General features: G+C 40.7%; 19 protein-coding genes. 12 read left to right on the top strand and 7 right to left on the bottom strand.

The annotated features are described in order from the left end of the window. The first annotated feature begins 57 nt into the window (after window positions 1-57). The 6 genes from FTT91_RS08465 to FTT91_RS08440 all read left to right on the top strand — a co-directional run bounded on the left by FTT91_RS08465 (window position 58) and on the right by FTT91_RS08440 (window position 6,676). Entirely contained in the window at window positions 58-567 is a 510-nt protein-coding gene (locus FTT91_RS08465) for a low molecular weight protein-tyrosine-phosphatase (RefSeq protein WP_004973278.1), read from the top strand. Between the two features lie 3 nt (window positions 568-570). Further along, window positions 571-1,611 (top strand): UDP-N-acetylmuramate dehydrogenase, encoded by a 1,041-nt coding sequence (murB, locus tag FTT91_RS08460; protein ID WP_180095635.1) that lies wholly within the window; start codon window positions 571-573, stop codon window positions 1,609-1,611. Window positions 1,612-1,617: 6 nt separating this feature from the next. Beyond that, on the top strand, window positions 1,618-2,745 hold the full coding sequence (locus FTT91_RS08455) for a YdcF family protein (protein WP_180169258.1): 1,128 nt from the start codon (window positions 1,618-1,620) through the stop codon (window positions 2,743-2,745). After that, window positions 2,745-3,788 (top strand): alpha/beta hydrolase, encoded by a 1,044-nt coding sequence (locus tag FTT91_RS08450; RefSeq protein ID WP_096900878.1) that lies wholly within the window; start codon window positions 2,745-2,747, stop codon window positions 3,786-3,788. Before FTT91_RS08455 ends, FTT91_RS08450 begins: the two co-directional genes overlap by 1 nt. 276 nt (window positions 3,789-4,064) lie before the next feature. Then, window positions 4,065-4,769, top strand: a complete 705-nt coding sequence (locus tag FTT91_RS08445) for a response regulator transcription factor (RefSeq protein WP_004973283.1) — start codon at window positions 4,065-4,067, stop codon at window positions 4,767-4,769. Next, window positions 4,766-6,676 (top strand): ATP-binding protein, encoded by a 1,911-nt coding sequence (locus tag FTT91_RS08440; RefSeq protein WP_178318678.1) that lies wholly within the window; start codon window positions 4,766-4,768, stop codon window positions 6,674-6,676. Before FTT91_RS08445 ends, FTT91_RS08440 begins: the two co-directional genes overlap by 4 nt. A 33-nt stretch (window positions 6,677-6,709) precedes the next feature. Here FTT91_RS08440 and FTT91_RS08435 read toward each other — a convergent pair whose 3' ends face one another. From FTT91_RS08435 to FTT91_RS08425, 3 genes are all read right to left on the bottom strand, one after another. Next, on the bottom strand, window positions 6,710-7,876 hold the full coding sequence (locus FTT91_RS08435; protein WP_180169257.1) for a cupin domain-containing protein: 1,167 nt from the start codon (window positions 7,874-7,876) through the stop codon (window positions 6,710-6,712). A 120-nt stretch (window positions 7,877-7,996) separates the two neighbouring features. Next, window positions 7,997-8,590, bottom strand: coding sequence for a nucleoside triphosphate pyrophosphatase (locus FTT91_RS08430; protein WP_180079434.1), 594 nt, complete (start codon window positions 8,588-8,590; stop codon window positions 7,997-7,999). Between the two features lie 7 nt (window positions 8,591-8,597). Beyond that, window positions 8,598-8,981, bottom strand: coding sequence for a DUF2237 family protein (locus FTT91_RS08425; RefSeq protein WP_136144481.1), 384 nt, complete (start codon window positions 8,979-8,981; stop codon window positions 8,598-8,600). A 139-nt stretch (window positions 8,982-9,120) separates the two neighbouring features. On the opposite strand from FTT91_RS08425, the gene FTT91_RS08420 reads away from it, so the two are divergent. The 4 genes from FTT91_RS08420 to FTT91_RS08405 all read left to right on the top strand — a co-directional run bounded on the left by FTT91_RS08420 (window position 9,121) and on the right by FTT91_RS08405 (window position 12,861). Then, complete coding sequence (locus FTT91_RS08420) at window positions 9,121-10,308, top strand: phosphoglycerate kinase (RefSeq protein WP_004973295.1); 1,188 nt, start codon at window positions 9,121-9,123, stop codon at window positions 10,306-10,308. A gap of 140 nt (window positions 10,309-10,448) precedes the next feature. After that, window positions 10,449-10,721, top strand: a complete 273-nt coding sequence (locus tag FTT91_RS08415; protein ID WP_131260911.1) for a hypothetical protein — start codon at window positions 10,449-10,451, stop codon at window positions 10,719-10,721. A 138-nt stretch (window positions 10,722-10,859) separates the two neighbouring features. Beyond that, complete coding sequence (gene fba / locus FTT91_RS08410; protein ID WP_180169256.1) at window positions 10,860-11,897, top strand: class II fructose-bisphosphate aldolase; 1,038 nt, start codon at window positions 10,860-10,862, stop codon at window positions 11,895-11,897. A gap of 103 nt (window positions 11,898-12,000) precedes the next feature. Then, window positions 12,001-12,861 carry a DMT family transporter gene (locus tag FTT91_RS08405; protein ID WP_179990790.1) on the top strand — a complete coding sequence of 287 codons (861 nt, stop codon included), beginning with the start codon at window positions 12,001-12,003 and terminating at the stop codon, window positions 12,859-12,861. Here FTT91_RS08405 and FTT91_RS08400 read toward each other — a convergent pair. Both FTT91_RS08400 and nfsB read right to left on the bottom strand, forming a co-directional pair. After that, window positions 12,824-13,045 (bottom strand): hypothetical protein, encoded by a 222-nt coding sequence (locus FTT91_RS08400; protein WP_081402487.1) that lies wholly within the window; start codon window positions 13,043-13,045, stop codon window positions 12,824-12,826. The genes FTT91_RS08405 and FTT91_RS08400 overlap by 38 nt on opposite strands. Before the next feature lie 115 nt (window positions 13,046-13,160). After that, window positions 13,161-13,814, bottom strand: a complete 654-nt coding sequence (gene nfsB / locus FTT91_RS08395) for an oxygen-insensitive NAD(P)H nitroreductase (RefSeq protein WP_004973304.1) — start codon at window positions 13,812-13,814, stop codon at window positions 13,161-13,163. Window positions 13,815-14,055: 241 nt separating this feature from the next. On the opposite strand from nfsB, the gene hpaI reads away from it, so the two are divergent. Beyond that, window positions 14,056-14,850, top strand: a complete 795-nt coding sequence (gene hpaI / locus FTT91_RS08390) for a 4-hydroxy-2-oxoheptanedioate aldolase (protein ID WP_096900940.1) — start codon at window positions 14,056-14,058, stop codon at window positions 14,848-14,850. Between the two features lie 87 nt (window positions 14,851-14,937). Here hpaI and FTT91_RS08385 read toward each other — a convergent pair whose 3' ends face one another. Continuing rightward, entirely contained in the window at window positions 14,938-15,657 is a 720-nt protein-coding gene (locus FTT91_RS08385; RefSeq protein ID WP_180169255.1) for a UDP-2,3-diacylglucosamine diphosphatase, read from the bottom strand. Window positions 15,658-15,774: 117 nt separating this feature from the next. Continuing rightward, a complete protein-coding gene (locus FTT91_RS08380) occupies window positions 15,775-16,284 on the bottom strand; it encodes a peptidylprolyl isomerase (RefSeq protein WP_004973310.1) in 510 nt (169 codons plus the stop codon). 206 nt (window positions 16,285-16,490) lie between these two features. Here FTT91_RS08380 and FTT91_RS08375 point away from each other — a divergent pair, with 206 nt between their 5' ends. After that, window positions 16,491-18,215 (top strand): glutamine--tRNA ligase/YqeY domain fusion protein, encoded by a 1,725-nt coding sequence (locus FTT91_RS08375; RefSeq protein WP_154320707.1) that lies wholly within the window; start codon window positions 16,491-16,493, stop codon window positions 18,213-18,215. Window positions 18,216-18,244: the final 29 nt, after the last annotated feature.

The following is an 18,244-nucleotide window of genomic DNA, read 5'->3' as shown; positions in this document are numbered from 1 at the left end:
ATATCATAAATAACTTAACATAAGACTCTTAAAAATAAAGTAGCTTTGAGGTTGTTTATGTCATCCAAAACGCCATATAAGGTGTTATGTGTTTGTTTGGGAAATATTTGCCGCTCTCCAACGGCAGAAATTGTACTTCGACATTTTTGTGATGAACAACAACTCAATGTGTTGGTAGATTCTGCTGGAACCAGTAATTATCATCCAGGCAAAGCCCCAGATTTACGCAGCCAAAAACATGCGTTCAAACGTGGTTATGACTTATCTACATTGCGCGCGCGTCAGTTACGTATACAAGACTTTGTCGAGTTTGATTTGATTTTGGCGATGGATTTTGAAAACTTAAGCAATATTCAATCTTTAATGCGCCGTGCTGAAGCTGAACTGGGCAGTTTGCGCGCTGAAATAGCCTTAATGAGCGAACACGATCCGCATTATACGCAGCAAGAATTACCCGATCCATATTATGGCGAAGCCGATGGTTTTGAGCGGGTGCTCGATCAATGCGAGTCGAGTAGTCGCGCATGGGTGAAAGTTTTACAACAACAATTTGAATTGAAGGTTTAAGTCATGCACATTCAACACAACATGCAACTCAAACCGTTCAATACGTTAAATTTAGATGCAACTGCATCGCATTATGTCAAAGTTGAAAATATCCAAGATGTGCAGGATGCTTTGGCATTTGCTCAGACAGAACAGTTAAATGTGCTGATTTTGTCGGGTGGTAGCAATATGTTATTGCCTGAACATATTCATGCCTTGGTCATGCACATGGATATTCAGGGCATCGAAAAATGCGCTGAAGATGATGCAAGTATTACCCTAAAAGTTGGTGCAGGACAAGTCTGGCATGATTTTGTGTTATGGAGCACGGAACAAAAATTATATGGTCTGCAAAATCTGGCTTTAATTCCAGGTTTGGTCGGCGCTTCACCTGTGCAAAATATTGGTGCTTATGGCGTTGAAGTCGGTGAGTTTATTGAATCTGTGCAGGTCTATGATCGTGAATGCCAACAATTCAGCTCAATTGTTGCTGCAGATTGTCAGTTTGCCTATCGACACAGTATTTTTAAAGATCATCCCAACCGTTACATCATTACCCATGTGACTTTTAAACTGTTAAAACAGGCTGCGTTAAAATTAAATTATGGCGACTTAAAAGCTGCTGTAGGCGATGAGCAAACTGCTGAAAATCTGCAGCAACAAGTCATTCAAATTCGCCAAAGTAAGCTGCCTAATCCTGCAGAATATCCAAATGTAGGTAGTTTCTTTAAAAATCCTGTGATTTCGACTCAGCAATTTGACCAAATTGCAGCACAATTTCCAAATTTACCCCATTACCCACAGCCTAATGCGCAAGTTAAAATTGCAGCAGGCTGGTTGATTGATCAAGCTGGCTGGAAGGGAAAACAACTGGGTGTGGTGGGTATGTTTCATAAACAAGCGTTGGTTTTAGTCAATTATGCCGATGCCACTTTGGCAGATGTGCAACACACCTATCGTGCTGTGCAGCAAGATGTTTTGAGTCGTTTTGGTATTTCACTAGAACCTGAACCTGTGTTATTTGATGAAACAGGTTTGATTCGTGCACATCAACCGGTAGGTTAAGTGAAGATGAAACAGAATCATTGGATGCTCAGATTGGTACAAATTGCTGCCGTGCTATTTGTATTGTTTGCAGCGTTCATGATTTTTATCTATTCACCTTTTTATTCTACTTTGGTGGTCAAAACGCTGAACACTTTGGTACCTGTAGAAGTGAATCAAGTGGCAGCAAAAAGTCAGCAAATGGCGGCTTTTAGTGATCAAGACAGCTTGGAACCCGGTTCAGATTTATGGATTGCCCGACAAGCTTATTTGAAGCTGATGGAGCAAGAGATTCAATCTGAAAATTCGAAAAATTTAACTTTAATTCAGGCTCGTTATAAAGCCTTACAAGCGCTTATTTTAGAAGAACAAACGCAAAAAAAATTAGCCTCAGAACAAGAGTTGCCGCAAGTCCCATTGTTGGTGTCTAATGCAGCTTCGGAAGCAATTGTAGAAGACCCATCCGAAAATGTAAAAGCCTTACTCAATTTGGATAGTCATGAAAATCAGGCACTGATGGAACAATACTTGGCATTTTTAAGCACTCATAAAATTGCCGAAACCGAAAGTGAGCCTGTAGATGAAGAAATCTTTAAAGATATTGCCTTGATTCATCAACAAAATATTCCAAAAATACCTGAAAACTCGAAACCTTATGCAATTGTGGTATTGGGTGGCGGTTTAACTCTAGATGAAAATGGCAAAGATATTGTGGTGAATCATTACACACGTTTGCGTCTGGAAACCACTTTGGCTGTTGTCAAACAATATCAATTGCCAATTGTATTAAGTGGTGTCGAAGCACCATATATGCAGCGTTGGTTAAAAAAATATGATGTCGATGCAAAACTATTAGAAGATCGCAGCATGAATACTTGTGAAAATTCACGTTTTAGTTCTTTATTATTACAAAAAAAAGGGGGAGCACCGACAGTGATTTTGATTACTGATCGTTATCACATGCCACGCACCCGCCGTTTATTTGCTTTAAATGGAATTGAAACGATTCCTGTCGAAGCTCCAATGCCGACTCAACTGACCGCATGGCGTCCAAGTGAACAAAACTATGATCATAGCCGCCGTGCCAATTATGAAATGCTTGCCGCCATTCGGGATGTCTTGATTGGTTCTAGCGCATGTCGCGAGGTGCCATAATGCCTGATATTCCATTTTTAAACCCAAGCGTGTTGAAGCAATTAGATTTGCCAGTGCCGAGTAGGGAAACCACACCACAAATTCTACAACCTTTAAATTTGAATCGTGGTTTTGAACCGAGTGTTGAGTTACAAGCCTATCGACAGCTATATGGTTTTCATTTGTTGGACTGTGAACATTGGCAAGGCTATGTGCAAATGCCGTTGTTTAAATTGCATGTGCAAATTTTTCAACCCGATTTAAGCAAAACCAAATTTGATCAGGTGCAGGGCACGGTATTTCTACTGCATGGCTATTTGGAACATAGCGGGATTTATCAACCTATCGTCAAAGAATTATTAGAGCAGGGCTTTAGTGTTTTGACTTATGATTTGCCCGGACATGGATTGAGTGATGGTTATCCTGCCAACATCAAAAATTTTGATCATTATCAGCAAGTATTACATGCGGTTTATCAATATGTAAAAAATGCCGATCAATTGCCAAAACCGTGGTTGGGCATTGGGCAAAGTACAGGTGGTGCAATTTGGATGCATCACTTGTTGGAATTTGCTCAGCGCCGTGAAAATCCATTTGTAGAGCGTGTGTTGTTGTTATCGCCTTTGATTCGTCCTGCAAAATCGGCATGGTGGCATAACTCTGTTGGTTTGGGCATTATCCGTCGGATTAAGCGTGAAGTGCCGCGACATTTCCGACGCAATAATCATAATCCTGAATTTTTACGCTTTGTGCGTTTAAAAGACCCGCTGCAACCTAGAATGATGGGCATGGATTGGATTTTAGCCATGTCTAAATGGATGTTGGAGATGGAAGAACGTCCAGCTTGCCGTATTCCTGTTTGGTTGGCACAAGGGGCGCAAGATCAAACCGTAGATTGGCGCTACAACATTGAGTTTATTCGGCGTAAATTCCGCCTGCAAACCTTACTCATGTTAGAAGAAGGCTCGCATCAATTAATCAATGAACGTGCGGATATTCGTGCGGCTTTAACAGGGCTGATTCCTGCATTTTTACATGCACATAGCTCTAAGACTTATTATTAATTTATCAACCATCTTTTAAATACGGCTCTACATTTGCTTTGATGCTGTTCTCGGCATCAAAGCATATTTATGCTGCGCTGCTCATTAAAATGTGAAGCGATTTCTAAAATAAAATAGTACTTCACATTTATTTTTTATTTCATGCTCGAGTTTCATGTTTCAGTGCTATGCTCATGTTTATAAAATAAGCTAAATTTGAAAAACTCCTTAATTCTAGGGATAGTGTTTACATCAAAACGATTGATATATTTACAAACATAATCAAGGGGATGAATGATGGCAGAAATGGAAGCGATATTACCCGTACCGGTTTTAATTGTTGAAGATGAGCCTATTATTCAGTCACGTCTTAGAAAAATTTTGCATGATATTGGCTATCAAGATGACATGCTATTTTTCGTGAGTCATCTTAAAGCTGCAATGACGTGTATAGAAGATCATCCGATTGCTTTAGCTTTAGTCGATTTAGGCTTGCCCGATGGCAATGGTAAAGAACTAATCGAACAATTACATTTTAGAGATCCAAGCGCATTAATTTTGGTGATTTCTGCATGGAGCACCCAAGACAGCTTATTTTCTGCAATTCAAGCAGGTGCAACAGGCTATGTGCTTAAAGAACGTGATGATGCTGAAATTATTATCGCAATACGCAGCATTTTAAGAGGTGGTGCACCGATAGACCCATTTATCGCCCGTGAAATTTTATCGCAAATTTCACATCAAAAAGTACCCGTGCTGACCGAAGATTTATCAGATCGCGCCGATGCTCAAGCATTCAACTCACATTATGAACAGCTCACCAATCGTGAATTAGAAATTTTAAATCTGGTGGCGCAGGGCTTAAGTAACCGTGAAATTGCTGAGCAATTATTTGTGTCGCGTTATACCGTTGAAAGTCATATTAAACATATCTATCGGAAGTTGTCGGTCACTAAACGCACTAAGGCTGTCAGTACCGCTAGAACTTTAGGTCTTTTATGATTCAAAGGCTTTGGCAGTGTGGTTTGGGCGTGTTGTTATTGTTCTGTGCGTGGCAAAGCTATGCGCAGCAAGTGGTGTACCCAATTAATCAGTACTGCAATGTGCATGTACTTTCAATCAGCTCTGCCAAAACAGCATCACATAATAAAAAACCTGAAACGGGTTGGGAAAATGTTCAACTGCCCGACGTTTGGGATGATCGCTGGAAAAATTATAATGGTGGGGCGTGGTACAAAATAGAGTGGGAGTGGTTTTGTGAGCGTGATCATCGTTTAAATCAACCCATCGTTTTTGCACTGAATTTTTTAAATAGTGCAGGGGCAGTTTATCTGAATCAAGATTTACTTTGGGCAAGTCAACATTTAGAAGAGCCTTTGTCAAAAAACTGGAATATGCCACGTTACTGGATTTTACCTATTTCAGGCTTAAAACAAGGTAAAAATCAAATATTGGTCTATGTAAATGGATATGCATTTCAAAATGCGGGTATAGGAAAAATAAGTTTTAATAATGTGCATAACAATATTGAACAGCACCAGCAAAGTATATGGAATAAACGTACTTTATTTGAAATTAATGCGATTTTATCTGCCACTTTAGGCATTTTATGTTTGGTTATTTGGCTGTTTTTACGCCGTGATCAGAGTTTTGGTTGGTTCGCGTTGAGTTGCATGTTCTGGTTATTATTTATTTCTCATTTTTTAACTACAGAAACCTTTCCATACCCAAGTGTATTGGTGGCATCTCAAGCCAATTTAAGCTTTTTTATCCTCTATGTTTTAGCTTTTAGTCTGTATTTAATTAGGTTTGTCAATCAACGCTTGCCAATATTGGAAGAAAGTATTTTTATTCTGAGTTTAGCGGTAATCGTTTGTGTGTTTTTAACACCCTTAGATTATGTCAAACTGGTATTTGGGATTGTCTTTTTAAGTTATGCCAGCTTACTAGTCGTGGTTTATTTTTATTTGGCGTATTTAGCGTATAAATCCCCAAAAACAGAAGTATATCTGCTGCTATTTTGTTTAACCTTGATTGGCTTTTTTGCGGGTGTAGATGTATTTCGTTTAAGTAATGCGGCAACGGCAAGTTTATATCAGCCATTATCACCGTATACCTCGCCAGTAATTACTTTATTTATTGCGATTATTTTAGGCATGCGCCTAAAAAGAAATATTCAAAAAATTGAGAAATTTAATCAAGATTTAGAGCTTAAAGTTTTTGAAGTCAGTGATGATTTAAAACGCAGTATGTCAGAAAAGCATTATTTAGAATTGGAAAATGTGCGTTTGCAAGAGCGGATTCATCTATCGCATGATTTGCATGATGGTTTGGGTGCATCTTTGGTACGTTCCATGATTATGGTCGACCAAAGCGAACAGAACATGAGTAATCAGCAGTTCTTATCTATGCTGAAATTACTGCGTGATGATTTACGTCAAATTATTGATAGTGGTTCTTCCATTGGTTCTAAAGTGCCTGAAAATCCTAAAATTTGGGTTGCGCCAGTACGTCATCGTTTTAGTCAATTGATGGATGAAATGGATATTCATTCCAAGTGGGATTTTCCAAATGAATGGGTGATTGAGCCGAATTCGTTACAGTGCTTAACTTTGATGCGGGTATTAGAAGAAAGTTTAACCAATGTGATTAAACACAGCCAAGCCAAGCATGTATCCGTCAGTATGCAATTTGTACCGCCTAAGCAATTGGTACTTAAAATTCAGGATGATGGTGTAGGTTTTGAAGCCAATAGCGTGCTTGAACATGGCATGAGTATTGGGATGCGCAGTATGAAAATGCGTTTAGAACGGGTTGGAGGGCAATTAAAATTAAATTCGACACCTGGCTATACGTTAATTCAGGCAGTTTTAACTTTAGATCCCGCTTATCTAAATTCCCCAAGATGAATTGATCATCTTGAGGGGGCTGAAACGAATATTTTAAGCGTCTTCAGCAGGTAACAACATTAAAATGGATTCATTGAGCAGTTGTACCAAATCTTCCAAAATATTTGCGTCGTAAAGGTTTTCATCGAGCAGCACGCGTTCACCATTGGCAATTTTTTGCAGCGTAGGGATAGATGCTTCTGCGACACAAATCGCTTCACCATTCGCCCAAAATAAAACTTCATCTAGCTGATTTGCATAAAGTAGGCGAGAGGCGGGTTCCAACATGATTTGATAACCCTGATCTAGCGCATCTTCTAAATCGCCTACACCTATTTCATCTACTTCAGGAATATTTTCAGGATATTTCGGTTCAGACATTAAGCTTAAAATCGCATCATCCAACACCGATGAGTTTTGTAAACGCGCCCACAATTCTGCTTTCAGATAATCCAATTCTGTCGCAGTCATTTCGCCAATTTGGGTATTTTTTTTACGAACAAGGTCTTGTAGTGGCGTGCGTAACATTTCATCGGCAGAGAATTTATCGCTCACTCGATCCATCATTTCACTAATATTCGGCATGCGGAAACCGAACGAGAACGTCAGACAATCATCTTCCGCCACGCCATAATGTGCCAAACCCGGTGGCACATAGAGTAAATCGCCAGGTGCAAGAACTTCATCAAAATTGACCTGCATTTCAGGCAATAATTTTAACGGTTGTCCTGCGACAAATTCAGTTTCAGCATCACACATTTGCCCAAGTTGCCAACGACGATGTCCATAGCCTTGTAGCAAAAACACATCGTAGAAATCAAAATGCTGACCTACAGAGCCGCCTCTAGGGGCATAAGACACCATTATGTCATCACGTCGCCATTGCGGAATAAAAGGAAATTTTTTCCAAAGTTCAGCGAGATCAAAAGAGTAATGATCAACGGCTTGTACCAATAGCGTCCACAACTTTGGCATTTTTTGAAAATCAGCCTTAATGAGCGGTGATGATTTCACAGTCCATTGATTTGGATCGCGATCTTTTTGTTTGATTAAACGGGCAGTCACATCTTCTTCAAGTGCCAGTTCCATTACATCACTAGGTTCAAGTAGGTTGGCAATTTCTGGGAGTGCATTGCGTACCAAAAGTGGTTTTTTTTGCCAATATTCACTTAGGAATTGTTCTGCGGTAATTCCGCCCAAAACATCTAAAGGTTGCGACATAAAATAGCCTAAGCAAGTTTTATCAATAATCTCAATATTGTCTGATTTGTCGCTGCAAAGGGCAAGGTGATTTATAGTCTTTATAAATATTCACGGCTGTTAAATTACACAGTTTTAAACTTAAGGAACCTGAATATTCAGCATTCTTAACATGCGGCATAACTGAATCATCGGCAGACCCATCAAAGTAGTTTGGTCATTGCCTTGCATGGCTTCAAACAGACTAATACCTAAACCTTCGCACATAAAACTACCTGCACAATGTAGCGGTTGTTCCTTTGCAACATATCGTGCAATTTCATTGTCGGTTAAGTTGCGGAATTTAACGGTGTAGTGTTCTACAACTGTTTGTTCAAAGCCTGTAGATTGCTGCTGCACACTCAGCGCAGTGCTGAAATAAACCGTTTGACCTGAATTGGCTTGTAATTGTTGTATGGCTTTTTCTGAAGTGAGCGGTTTACCTATAAAAATATCTGGCTGCTGTTCACGCCATGCCACTTGATCTGAACCAATTACAATCGCATTAGGATATTGCTGCGCAATATAGTGTGCCTTTTCAAAAGCCAAGCGTTGCGCTAAATCATCTGCGTGCAATTCACCCTGCGCAGATTCATCAATATCAGGAGAAATTGACTTATAAGCCAAATGCAGACGATTCATCAATTGCTGACGGGTTTGACTGCCAGACGCTAAAATAATTTCAGGATGTTGCATCAGATCATCACACCGCATAATCCATCAAAATATCTAAAGGCACATAAGACAATACTGACTGATGACAGGCTTGAATTTTAATTGGTGGCGCTTGACCTGCCTGATAGGCTTCAACCCAACGAGTGACGCAAATACACCAAAAATCGCCCGGCTGTAAGCCGTTAAAACCAACTTCTGGCACTGGCGTAATTAAATCATTGCCAATTTTTTGCGAGAAATTTAAAAAATCAGAGGTCATTTGCGCACAAACGGTGTGCTGACCTAAATCGGTTGGGGCGGTATGACAAAAACCGTTACGAAAATATCCAGTAATAGGATCAAAGCAACAACTGGCGAGAGGTTCGCCCAAAACATTTAAACGATTGATATTTGGATCGGGATGAATAGACATAAGTGCGAGAAAGATGGTAGCTTTTCTCTATCATAATCAAAAGTTTTGCTTTAAACAGCAATTCTACAAAAGTTGCTAACCTTTTTCTGCATAATCATTTAAAATCGTGGCGTTTTGATATCAATAAAGTGAGCTATACATGAACTTTCAGCGTATGACTGACCTCGATTTAGCAGGTAAGCGTGTCCTTATTCGTGAAGATTTAAACGTACCTGTTAAAAATGGTGTGATCACCAGCGATGCACGTTTACGTGCGGCATTGCCAACGATTCAAGCTGCTGTTGCCAAAGGTGCAGCAGTGATGGTGTATTCTCACTTAGGTCGTCCTGTTGAAGGTGAGCCAAAAGCTGAACAATCTTTAGCACCTGTAGCTGCGTATTTAACCCAAGCATTAGGTCAAGATGTTCAACTGATCACTGACTATTTAGATGGTGTAGACGTTGCTCCTGGTCAAGTCGTTTTATTGGAAAACTGCCGTTTTAACCACGGTGAAAAGAAAAACAACCCAGAACTTGCCGCTAAATATGCAGCATTGTGTGATGTATTTGTGATGGATGCATTTGGTACCGCGCACCGTGCAGAAGCCTCTACTGAAGGCGTTGCACGTTTAGCACCAGTGGCAGCAGCAGGCCCATTATTGGCTGCGGAATTAGATGCTTTGGGTCGTGCCTTAAAAACACCTGAAAAACCAATGGTGGCGATTGTTGCAGGTTCTAAAGTATCGACTAAGTTAGATGTATTGACTTCATTGTCTGATATTTGCGATCAATTAATTGTAGGCGGTGGTATTGCCAATACTTTCCTTGCTGCAGCAGGCTATAACGTGGGCAAATCATTATGTGAAAATGATTTGATTGACACTGCCAAAGCAATTGCCGCAAAAGTTTCTGTACCACTGCCAACCGATGTTGTAGTTGCAGATGCCGCTGAAATTAATTTTGAAGATTTCTTGGGTTCATTGGCAGCAGCGAAAGCAACTGTGAAAAAAGTTGAAGATGTTGCAGACAACGATATGATTTTAGACGTAGGCCCAGAAACTGCAAAAGCATTTGCTGAAATTTTAAAAACTTCAAAAACAATTCTTTGGAATGGCCCAGTGGGTGTATTTGAAGTTGATCAATTTGGTGAAGGTACGAAAGCACTTTCATTGGCGATTGCAGAATCTGCAGGTTTCTCTATTGCAGGCGGTGGTGACACTTTAGCTGCAATTGACAAGTATGAAGTTGCAGACAAAATCGGCTATATCTCTACAGGTGGAGGTGCATTCCTTGAATTTGTAGAAGGTAAAACCTTACCTGCAGTTGCGGTATTATTAGAACGCGCTTAAATCTAGAAAATTTATCAATAATTTTTAAAAAGGTTGACTTCGGTCAACTTTTTTATATTTATGTCATGCCGTAGTCATCAAAATGTCATAAATGTGCAATAAACTGTAGTAAATGAATGACCTAACTGTAGGAAATGACGATGATTCAAAAACTAACACTTGCTGCTTTAATTGCTGCATCTTTAGCCTTGACTGCTTGTGCAAAAAAAGAAAGCGCACCTGCGACTGAAACTGATGCATCTTCTGCAGTTGTAGATAACGCTCAAGTTACACCAGAACAACAAGCTGCAATCGACGCAATTGACCAACCAATCTTGGATGAAGGCAACACCGATATTCCTGAAGACGTTGCAAATGCACCTGCTGACGTTGCGACTGCAGACACAGAAGTTGCTGCTTCTGAAGCGCAATAAGTGCTGAAAAACGACAAATTGTAGTAATTTGTTTAAAAGTCCCTGCTTTTGCAGGGACTTTTTTTTGAAAAAGGCGATTTGTTGCTGAATTGAAACAAATCACAGGGTAGAATAACCAACATTATTTGGGAGGATATTATGGCTCTTATTTCATTGCGCCAGCTCTTGGATCATGCCGGTGAACATGCTTACGGCGTTCCAGCGTTTAACGTCAACAACTTAGAACAAATGCGCGCAATTATGTTAGCCGCAGATGCAACCAATTCACCTGTAATTGTTCAAGCTTCGGCAGGTGCGCGTAAATATGCAGGTGCGCCATTCTTGCGTCACCTGATTTTGGCTGCAATTGAAGAGTGGCCACATATTCCAGTGGTTATGCACCAAGACCACGGTACAAGCCCTGATGTATGTCAGCGTTCGATCCAACTAGGCTTTTCATCAGTAATGATGGATGGTTCTTTGGGTGAAGATGGTAAAACACCAACGTCGTATGAATACAACGTCGAAGTGACGCGTCGTACTGTGCAAATGGCGCATGCGTGTGGTGTATCGGTTGAAGGTGAGATTGGCTGTTTAGGTAGTCTTGAAACAGGTATGGCAGGTGAAGAAGATGGCGTGGGCGCAGAAGGCGTACTTGACCACTCTCAATTGTTAACATCTGTTGAAGAAGCACGTAGCTTCGTTGCAGATACTAATGTGGATGCTTTAGCGATTGCTGTTGGTACTTCGCACGGTGCATACAAGTTTACTCGTCCACCTACAGGCGATATTCTTGCAATTGACCGTATTAAAGAAATTCATGATGCGTTGCCAAATACACACCTTGTAATGCACGGCTCTAGCTCTGTACCACAAGAATGGTTGGCGGTGATTAACCAATACGGCGGTGACATCAAAGAAACTTATGGTGTACCTGTTGAGCAATTGGTTGAAGCAATTAAGCATGGTGTGCGTAAAATCAACATCGATACAGATTTACGTTTAGCTTCTACTGGTGCAATGCGCCGTATGATGGCAGAACAACCAAGCGAATTTGACCCACGTAAATTCTTCGCAAAAACTGTAGATGCAATGAAACAAATTTGTATCGACCGTTATGAAGCATTTGGTACTGCAGGTAATGCAGACAAAATTCGCCCAATTTCTTTAGAGAAAATGGTTGAACGCTATAAGTAATTCTTAATTTGATTAAGAACTCGAAAGCCCACAGTCCTTGTGGGCTTTTTACTGATGAATCCACAACTTCCAATCAAGAACAAAAACAATCCTCGAGCATGTCATGGAACTGATTGTAGCCGCAGCCTTTTGTAGTGTACTGGTCTCTATTTTATTAAAAGTCTGCAAAATGCAGGGTTTTAACCCTATGCAGATGATCACATGGAATTATGTCAGTGCCAGTGTGTTGTGTTTTTACTGGTTTAAACCCAACTTGGGCACGATCTCAATCCAACATACGCCGTGGTGGCTCATTATTAGTTTGGGTGTGTTGTTGCCGAGTGTCTTTTTAGCATTAGCAAAATCGTTAGACAGCGCAGGTATTTTAAAAACTGAAATTGCACAGCGTTTGTCAGTGGTTTTGTCTTTGGCAGCCGCTTATTTTATTTTTCAGGAAAATTTTAGCCAACTGAAAATTGTGGGAATCGCGCTTGGGATTATCGCAGTCTTATGTATTTTGTATTCGCATCGTGCTGCAGGGCAGTCTGCTAAAGCGCAACAAGGCATCTTATATTTGAGCTGTGTTTGGTTGGGTTATGCACTGATTGATGTTTTGCTTAAATACACCACAGGTTTAGGACTGCAATTTGCAGTTGCACTGAATTTGATGTTTGTATGTGCTTTTGTTTTGGCGATGGCTTATATCTTAATCCGCGATAAAAGCATGGGCAGTATGCAAAATATAAGTGCAGGTTTAATTTTGGGTGCACTGAATTTTGCCAATATTGCCTTGTATGTCAAAGCTCACATGCTGCTCAAAGACAGCCCTGCAGTGGTATTTGCAGGGATGAATATTTTAGTGGTGCTATTTGGCGTGATCAGTGGTGTATTGTTCTTTAAAGAAAAGCTGAAAAGCACGACCACTATTGGGCTAGGCTTGGCATTGCTTAGTGTGCTTTGCCTCGCTTATGCCATGACGGTTTAAGATAACTCAACATAAAGCGAAAAGGATGTCGCAATAAATCTGCAGTTTCTGCAAGACCATGCAGCATTGTGGTTCTATCGCAGATCGGGCAGCGCAGGGTTGGATAGCTTGGTTTGGCTTGATATAAATACAGTTTTTTACAACGTCGGCATTCTAGTTTTAGCGGCATTAAATTGAGCATCATACACCTCATTTTTATTTTTGATAGAGATTGAGTACAGATTGCAAATATAGATAAAGCAAAATTCAGACCAAAAAATAGGGACAAATTTTGTCCCTAGTGTTAACGCATGTTTGTTTTACAGTTGCGTGAAAATCTCGCGTTTATCAAGGCGTGATTTTGGCAGTTTGGCATTAAAATCTTGTTCACTACGATAGCCTAAACACAATAAAACCGAAGGAATCAGTCCTTGCTCAGTTAGTTGCAGTTCTTGAGTTAAAATTGCTTCATCAAAACCACCAATTGGCGTTGCGTCAATTCCTTCAATGCCTGCAGCCAAAAGCATTTGTCCGAGTGCAATAAAGGTTTGATTTTCTGCCCAACGCTGAATATCGCCTTTTTCATTGCGGTAGTAATCGACATAACCTGTGCGGCTGTCTTTCTGACCTTGTTTAGCGGCTTCATCTTTAAAGCGTCCACTAGCAGCATCCTGATTAAGCAGGTTTTCTAAATGTAATTCGCTAATGTCAGCTTTGGTGCAAAATAAAATGGTATGCGAAGCATCTAAAACTTTAGGGGCGTTATAGGCGTACTTTCCAACTAAAGCTTTAGCAATACGTTGTTTGGCTTCAGGGCGATCTGCAATAAAAAAATGCCACGGCTGAATATTAATGGAAGATGGTGCTAAACGCAGAATTTCTAATAAACGCTCAAATTGTTCTGCAGGAATAGTGCGACTCGCATCATAGGCTTTGGTCGTATAACGAGTTTGTGCAACGTTGAGCAAATCCATGAATCATCTCCATTTAAAGACTATATTTGGGGCAGGTGTGCGCCAAAAGCTTAACATGCCTCGCTATGCTAACGGAATGAATCCATGTGCTATTTATGCGGTTAAGATGAGATGAGCACGACATAAACATCTTTAAACTTAGTGTTAAATTCAATCATGCAAGACGTTTTCACTATTGGTTGTTTATAGCAAATAGGCGTTAAATATAAACTTGAGCATGGTGCATCCCAAAGGTGTATGGATGGAATATATCAATTATTTTAAGCGTAAATTAAAAACTCAGCAGCAAATTGGCTTATGGGTAGGTTTAGCAGATGCGTATGGTACTGAAATTGCTGCCAATGCAGGCTATGACTGGCTTTTAATTGATGGGGAACATGCACCGAGTGATTTAAGAACCACTTTGTCACAATTACAAAGTATTGCGGCTTATCCCTCTCAAGCGGTGGTGCGCCCGCCGATTGGCAGTGTGCAACTCATTAAACAACTGTTGGATATTGGCGTACAAACTTTGCTGATTCCTATGGTTGAAAGCGTTGAACACGCTGAGTTGATGGTCAAAGCGGTACGTTATCCACCTGAAGGTATTCGCGGCGTAGGCGCAGCTTTAGCACGTGCAACTCGCTGGAACAGTATTCCAAATTATTACGCGACAGCGCATGAAAATATTTGTTTGCTCATTCAAATTGAATCGGTCACAGGTTTAGAAAATCTGGATGCTATTTTACAAGTCGATGGGATTGATGGGGTGTTTATTGGTGCGGTGGATTTATCTGCCACGATGGGTTATGAAGGTAATCCGAACCATCCAGAAGTACAAGCCGCTGTGGTCGATGCGATTCAACGGATTCGTGCAGCAGGCAAAGCAGCAGGGATTTTATCGACCCAACATGAAGTGACACAAAAGTATTTGGATTTAGGCACAGAATTTGTGGCAGTTGGGGTAGATACCAGTGTGTTGATGACTTCGCTGCGTGAGTTGTTGGCTAAATATAAAGCTGATGCCGAAGTGATTAAAACGGAAGGTGGGTATTAATCTGCTAACTAAGTAGATTTTAGTTTGGTGTACCTGACGAAGTACCTTTAGCGTTGTATCCATTATTTTTATGTAAAGATGTTGCGCTTAATAGTTCCAGCTGCTCAGTTGCCAAGTTGCTAAGGCTTGATTTGGTTCAACTACTAAAATTAGTGCAGCATCTGCGCGCCAATCGCCTAATACAATTCTAGGTTTGCCGTGTTCATTGTGAATATTTGGACGATGCGTATGCCCATGAATTAACACATCTGCATGCTGCAAGGCTTGTGACACAGCATCTGCATTTACGTCCATGACGTCATAACTTTTGACTTGATTGGCTTGCTGACTTTTTTTGCGGAAACCTTGTGCAAGTTTTTGCCGAAAAGCCAAAGGTGTTTTCTTTAAAATCCCTAAAATGATGGGATTGCGAATGATTTTACGGAATTTTTGATAGGACACATCATCGGTACACAGTGCATCGCCATGTTCTAAACGTACCTGTTGAGAACCAATATGCAGCGTGTACACATCGGGCAGGAGTTGTCCTGAAAACTGATCTAAAAATTTCTGACCCAAAGCGAAATCACGATTGCCGACAATAAAGTAAATTTGATTACCTGCTTGGCTAAATTGCTTTAAACGTGCAACAACTTCATCGAGCCACGCTGCGGTGTAATCATCGCCAATCCATGCATTAAACCAGTCGCCTAAAATATACAGTTGGGTGTTTTTATTTTGATAAGCGTCTAGCAAATCTAAAAACCCCCGAACAAGTCGAGGGTGATTTGGTGACAAGTGTAAATCTGCGATAAACAGATAGGTCACGAATTATTCCTTGGAATCTCCCGAAATCCCTCTTTTAAAAGAGGGATTTCTCCTCCCTAAACGAATTTTAAAGCAGTACTTTAAAATGATGTGCGTAAGCGAGGTCGGGTAAGATTCTTATTCAGCAATGATTTTTGCAGATTCAATCACCACATTTTCTAGTGGAACATCTGCGTGATAACCACGGTTGCCAGTACGCACGCCTTTAATTGCATCTACAACGTCCATACCTTCAACAACTTTACCAAACACGGCATAACCCCAACCTTGTGCAGTTTTGCCTGTGTGGTTTAAGAAAGAGTTATTTTTTACGTTAATGAAGAACTGTGCAGAAGCAGAGTGAGGTGCTTGGGTACGTGCCATTGCAATTGTACCAACATCGTTGCTTAAGCCGTTGTCAGCTTCGTTTTCAATCGCATCACGTGTTGCTTTTTCTTTGAAGTTTTCATCCATGCCACCGCCTTGGATCATGAAACCATCAATAACACGGTGGAAAATTACGCCGTCATAAAAACCATCACGAACGTATTCTAAGAAGTTAGCAACTGTAATTGGTGCTTTTTCAGCGTTCAATTCTAAAACAATACGACCTTTATTGGTGTTTAATTCGACTTGAGGAAAACTCATTGTGTAATCTCCTAAACATGGACACGAATGCCATGGGTTTTTTGGTTGAGAGAAGCATAAGCAAACTGTAAACTACAAGGCAAGTAAAAACGTTATTTTCTTTGTTAAAAACAAGGAAAAGCGTTCTAATGGGTGATGTATGCTTCACTACTGAAGTTTCTGTAACCTAGTTTATCCAATTTTATTTTAGAAGTGATTTTATTGCTATGAAGCCAAATGATGTTGTTGCATCTCTGCCAAACACCCCGACACCAAGTTCAAATGCCTCTGTCGATGCTGTGCAGCAAGAACAACAGCCGGGCTTGGACTTTATACGTCAAGTCATTACCGATGATATTGCGGCGGGTCGCACTCAGCAGGTGGTGACACGTTTTCCACCTGAGCCGAATGGTTATTTGCATATTGGTCACGTGAAAGCAATTTGCTTGAACTTTGGCATCGCACAAGAATATCAAGGGGTGTGTAACTTACGTTTTGATGACACCAACCCAGATGCAGAAGAACAAGAATATGTTGATGGTATTGCCAATGACGTGAAATGGCTGGGTTTTGAGTGGAATGGCGAACCACGCTATGCATCAAGCTATTTCGATCAATTATATACATGGGCAATTCAGCTGATCGAACAAGGCGATGCTTATGTCGATTTGCAAACCCCTGATGAGATTAAGCTCAATCGTGGTTCTTTTGTAGAGCCGGGTAAAAATTCGCCATATCGTGATACGCCAGTAGCAGAAAACTTGGCTTTATTTGAAAAAATGCGCAATGGTGAATTAGGCGAAGGTCAGGCAGTACTCCGTGCCAAAATTGATATGGCTTCACCAAACGTACACATGCGTGATCCGATTTTGTATCGTGTTTTACATTCATCGCATCACCAAACGGGCGATAAATGGAAAATGTACCCAATGTATGATTATGCGCATCCATTATCAGATGCCATTGAAGGCATTACTCATTCACTATGTACTTTAGAATTCCAAGACCATCGTCCATTCTATGATTGGGTGGTGGAAAAGGTGAAATCCGAGGCTGTGCCGCGTCAGTATGAATCTAGCCGTTTGAATATTGATTACACCATCACATCTAAGCGTAAATTGCGTAAATTGGTTGAAGGCGGTTTTGTGAATGGTTGGGATGACCCACGTATGCCAACAGTGGTAGGTATGCGTCGTCGTGGCTTTACACCAGAAGGTTTGCGTGATTTCTGTAAGCGTGTAGGTGTGTCTAAGTCGGATGGTATTGTGGATGTTGCAATGCTTGAATATTGCATCCGTCAGTCATTGGAAAATACTGCAGCACGTGGCATGGCGGTGTTGAATCCACTTAAAGTGACTTTGACCAATTTGCCTGAAGCACTGGATTTAGTCCATGCACGTCATCCAAATGTAGATATGGGCGAGCGTAGTATTCCACTGACTTCTGAAATTTATATTGACCGTAAAGACTTTGAAGAAGTGCCGCCTAAAGGTTTCAAGCGTTTAGTGCCAGAAGGTGAGGTGCGTCTACGCCATGCTTATGTAATCAAGTGTGATGAAGTGATTAAAGATGCTAACGGCGAAGTTATTGAGCTGAAATGTTCAATTGACCCTGAAACTTTGGGCAAAAACCCAGAAGGTCGTAAAGTCAAAGGCGTGATTCACTGGGTATCTGCAAGTAAAGGCGTTGCGGCAGAAGTTCGTTTATATGATCGCTTATTTACTGAGTCTGATCCAGAAGTGGGTGATGATTTCTTGGCGAATTTAAACCCCGAATCGTTGACTGTGGTACAAGCCATTGTTGAACCTGCATTGGCAACAGCACAACCAGAAGATCGTTTCCAATTTGAACGTGAAGGTTATTTTGTTGCAGATCAGTATGATCACAGTGCGGAAAAACCAGTGTTTAACCGCATTTTAGACTTAAAAGACAGCTTCAAACCTGGCAAGTAACACCTTATTTAAGTTTTAGCTTGCAACTT

It is taken from the genome of Acinetobacter sp. YH12021, from assembly GCF_013420145.1.
Classification (GTDB): domain Bacteria; phylum Pseudomonadota; class Gammaproteobacteria; order Pseudomonadales; family Moraxellaceae; genus Acinetobacter; species Acinetobacter towneri.
This window is presented reverse-complemented; position numbering and strand designations above follow the sequence as displayed.

Excerpts from the sequence above, each read along its gene's own strand:
- FTT91_RS08465 (WP_004973278.1), top strand. The coding sequence starts at position 58 with ATGTCATCCAAAACGCCATATAAGGTGTTATGTGTTTGTTTGGGAAAT.
- murB (WP_180095635.1), top strand. The coding sequence starts at position 571 with ATGCACATTCAACACAACATGCAACTCAAACCGTTCAATACGTTAAAT.
- FTT91_RS08455 (WP_180169258.1), top strand. The coding sequence starts at position 1,618 with ATGAAACAGAATCATTGGATGCTCAGATTGGTACAAATTGCTGCCGTG.
- FTT91_RS08450 (WP_096900878.1), top strand. The coding sequence starts at position 2,745 with ATGCCTGATATTCCATTTTTAAACCCAAGCGTGTTGAAGCAATTAGAT.
- FTT91_RS08445 (WP_004973283.1), top strand. The coding sequence starts at position 4,065 with ATGGCAGAAATGGAAGCGATATTACCCGTACCGGTTTTAATTGTTGAA.
- FTT91_RS08440 (WP_178318678.1), top strand. The coding sequence starts at position 4,766 with ATGATTCAAAGGCTTTGGCAGTGTGGTTTGGGCGTGTTGTTATTGTTC.
- FTT91_RS08435 (WP_180169257.1), bottom strand. The coding sequence starts at position 7,876 with ATGTCGCAACCTTTAGATGTTTTGGGCGGAATTACCGCAGAACAATTC.
- FTT91_RS08430 (WP_180079434.1), bottom strand. The coding sequence starts at position 8,590 with ATGCAACATCCTGAAATTATTTTAGCGTCTGGCAGTCAAACCCGTCAG.
- FTT91_RS08425 (WP_136144481.1), bottom strand. The coding sequence starts at position 8,981 with ATGTCTATTCATCCCGATCCAAATATCAATCGTTTAAATGTTTTGGGC.
- FTT91_RS08420 (WP_004973295.1), top strand. The coding sequence starts at position 9,121 with ATGAACTTTCAGCGTATGACTGACCTCGATTTAGCAGGTAAGCGTGTC.
- FTT91_RS08415 (WP_131260911.1), top strand. The coding sequence starts at position 10,449 with ATGATTCAAAAACTAACACTTGCTGCTTTAATTGCTGCATCTTTAGCC.
- fba (WP_180169256.1), top strand. The coding sequence starts at position 10,860 with ATGGCTCTTATTTCATTGCGCCAGCTCTTGGATCATGCCGGTGAACAT.
- FTT91_RS08405 (WP_179990790.1), top strand. The coding sequence starts at position 12,001 with ATGGAACTGATTGTAGCCGCAGCCTTTTGTAGTGTACTGGTCTCTATT.
- FTT91_RS08400 (WP_081402487.1), bottom strand. The coding sequence starts at position 13,045 with ATGATGCTCAATTTAATGCCGCTAAAACTAGAATGCCGACGTTGTAAA.
- nfsB (WP_004973304.1), bottom strand. The coding sequence starts at position 13,814 with ATGGATTTGCTCAACGTTGCACAAACTCGTTATACGACCAAAGCCTAT.
- hpaI (WP_096900940.1), top strand. The coding sequence starts at position 14,056 with ATGGAATATATCAATTATTTTAAGCGTAAATTAAAAACTCAGCAGCAA.
- FTT91_RS08380 (WP_004973310.1), bottom strand. The coding sequence starts at position 16,284 with ATGAGTTTTCCTCAAGTCGAATTAAACACCAATAAAGGTCGTATTGTT.
- FTT91_RS08375 (WP_154320707.1), top strand. The coding sequence starts at position 16,491 with ATGAAGCCAAATGATGTTGTTGCATCTCTGCCAAACACCCCGACACCA.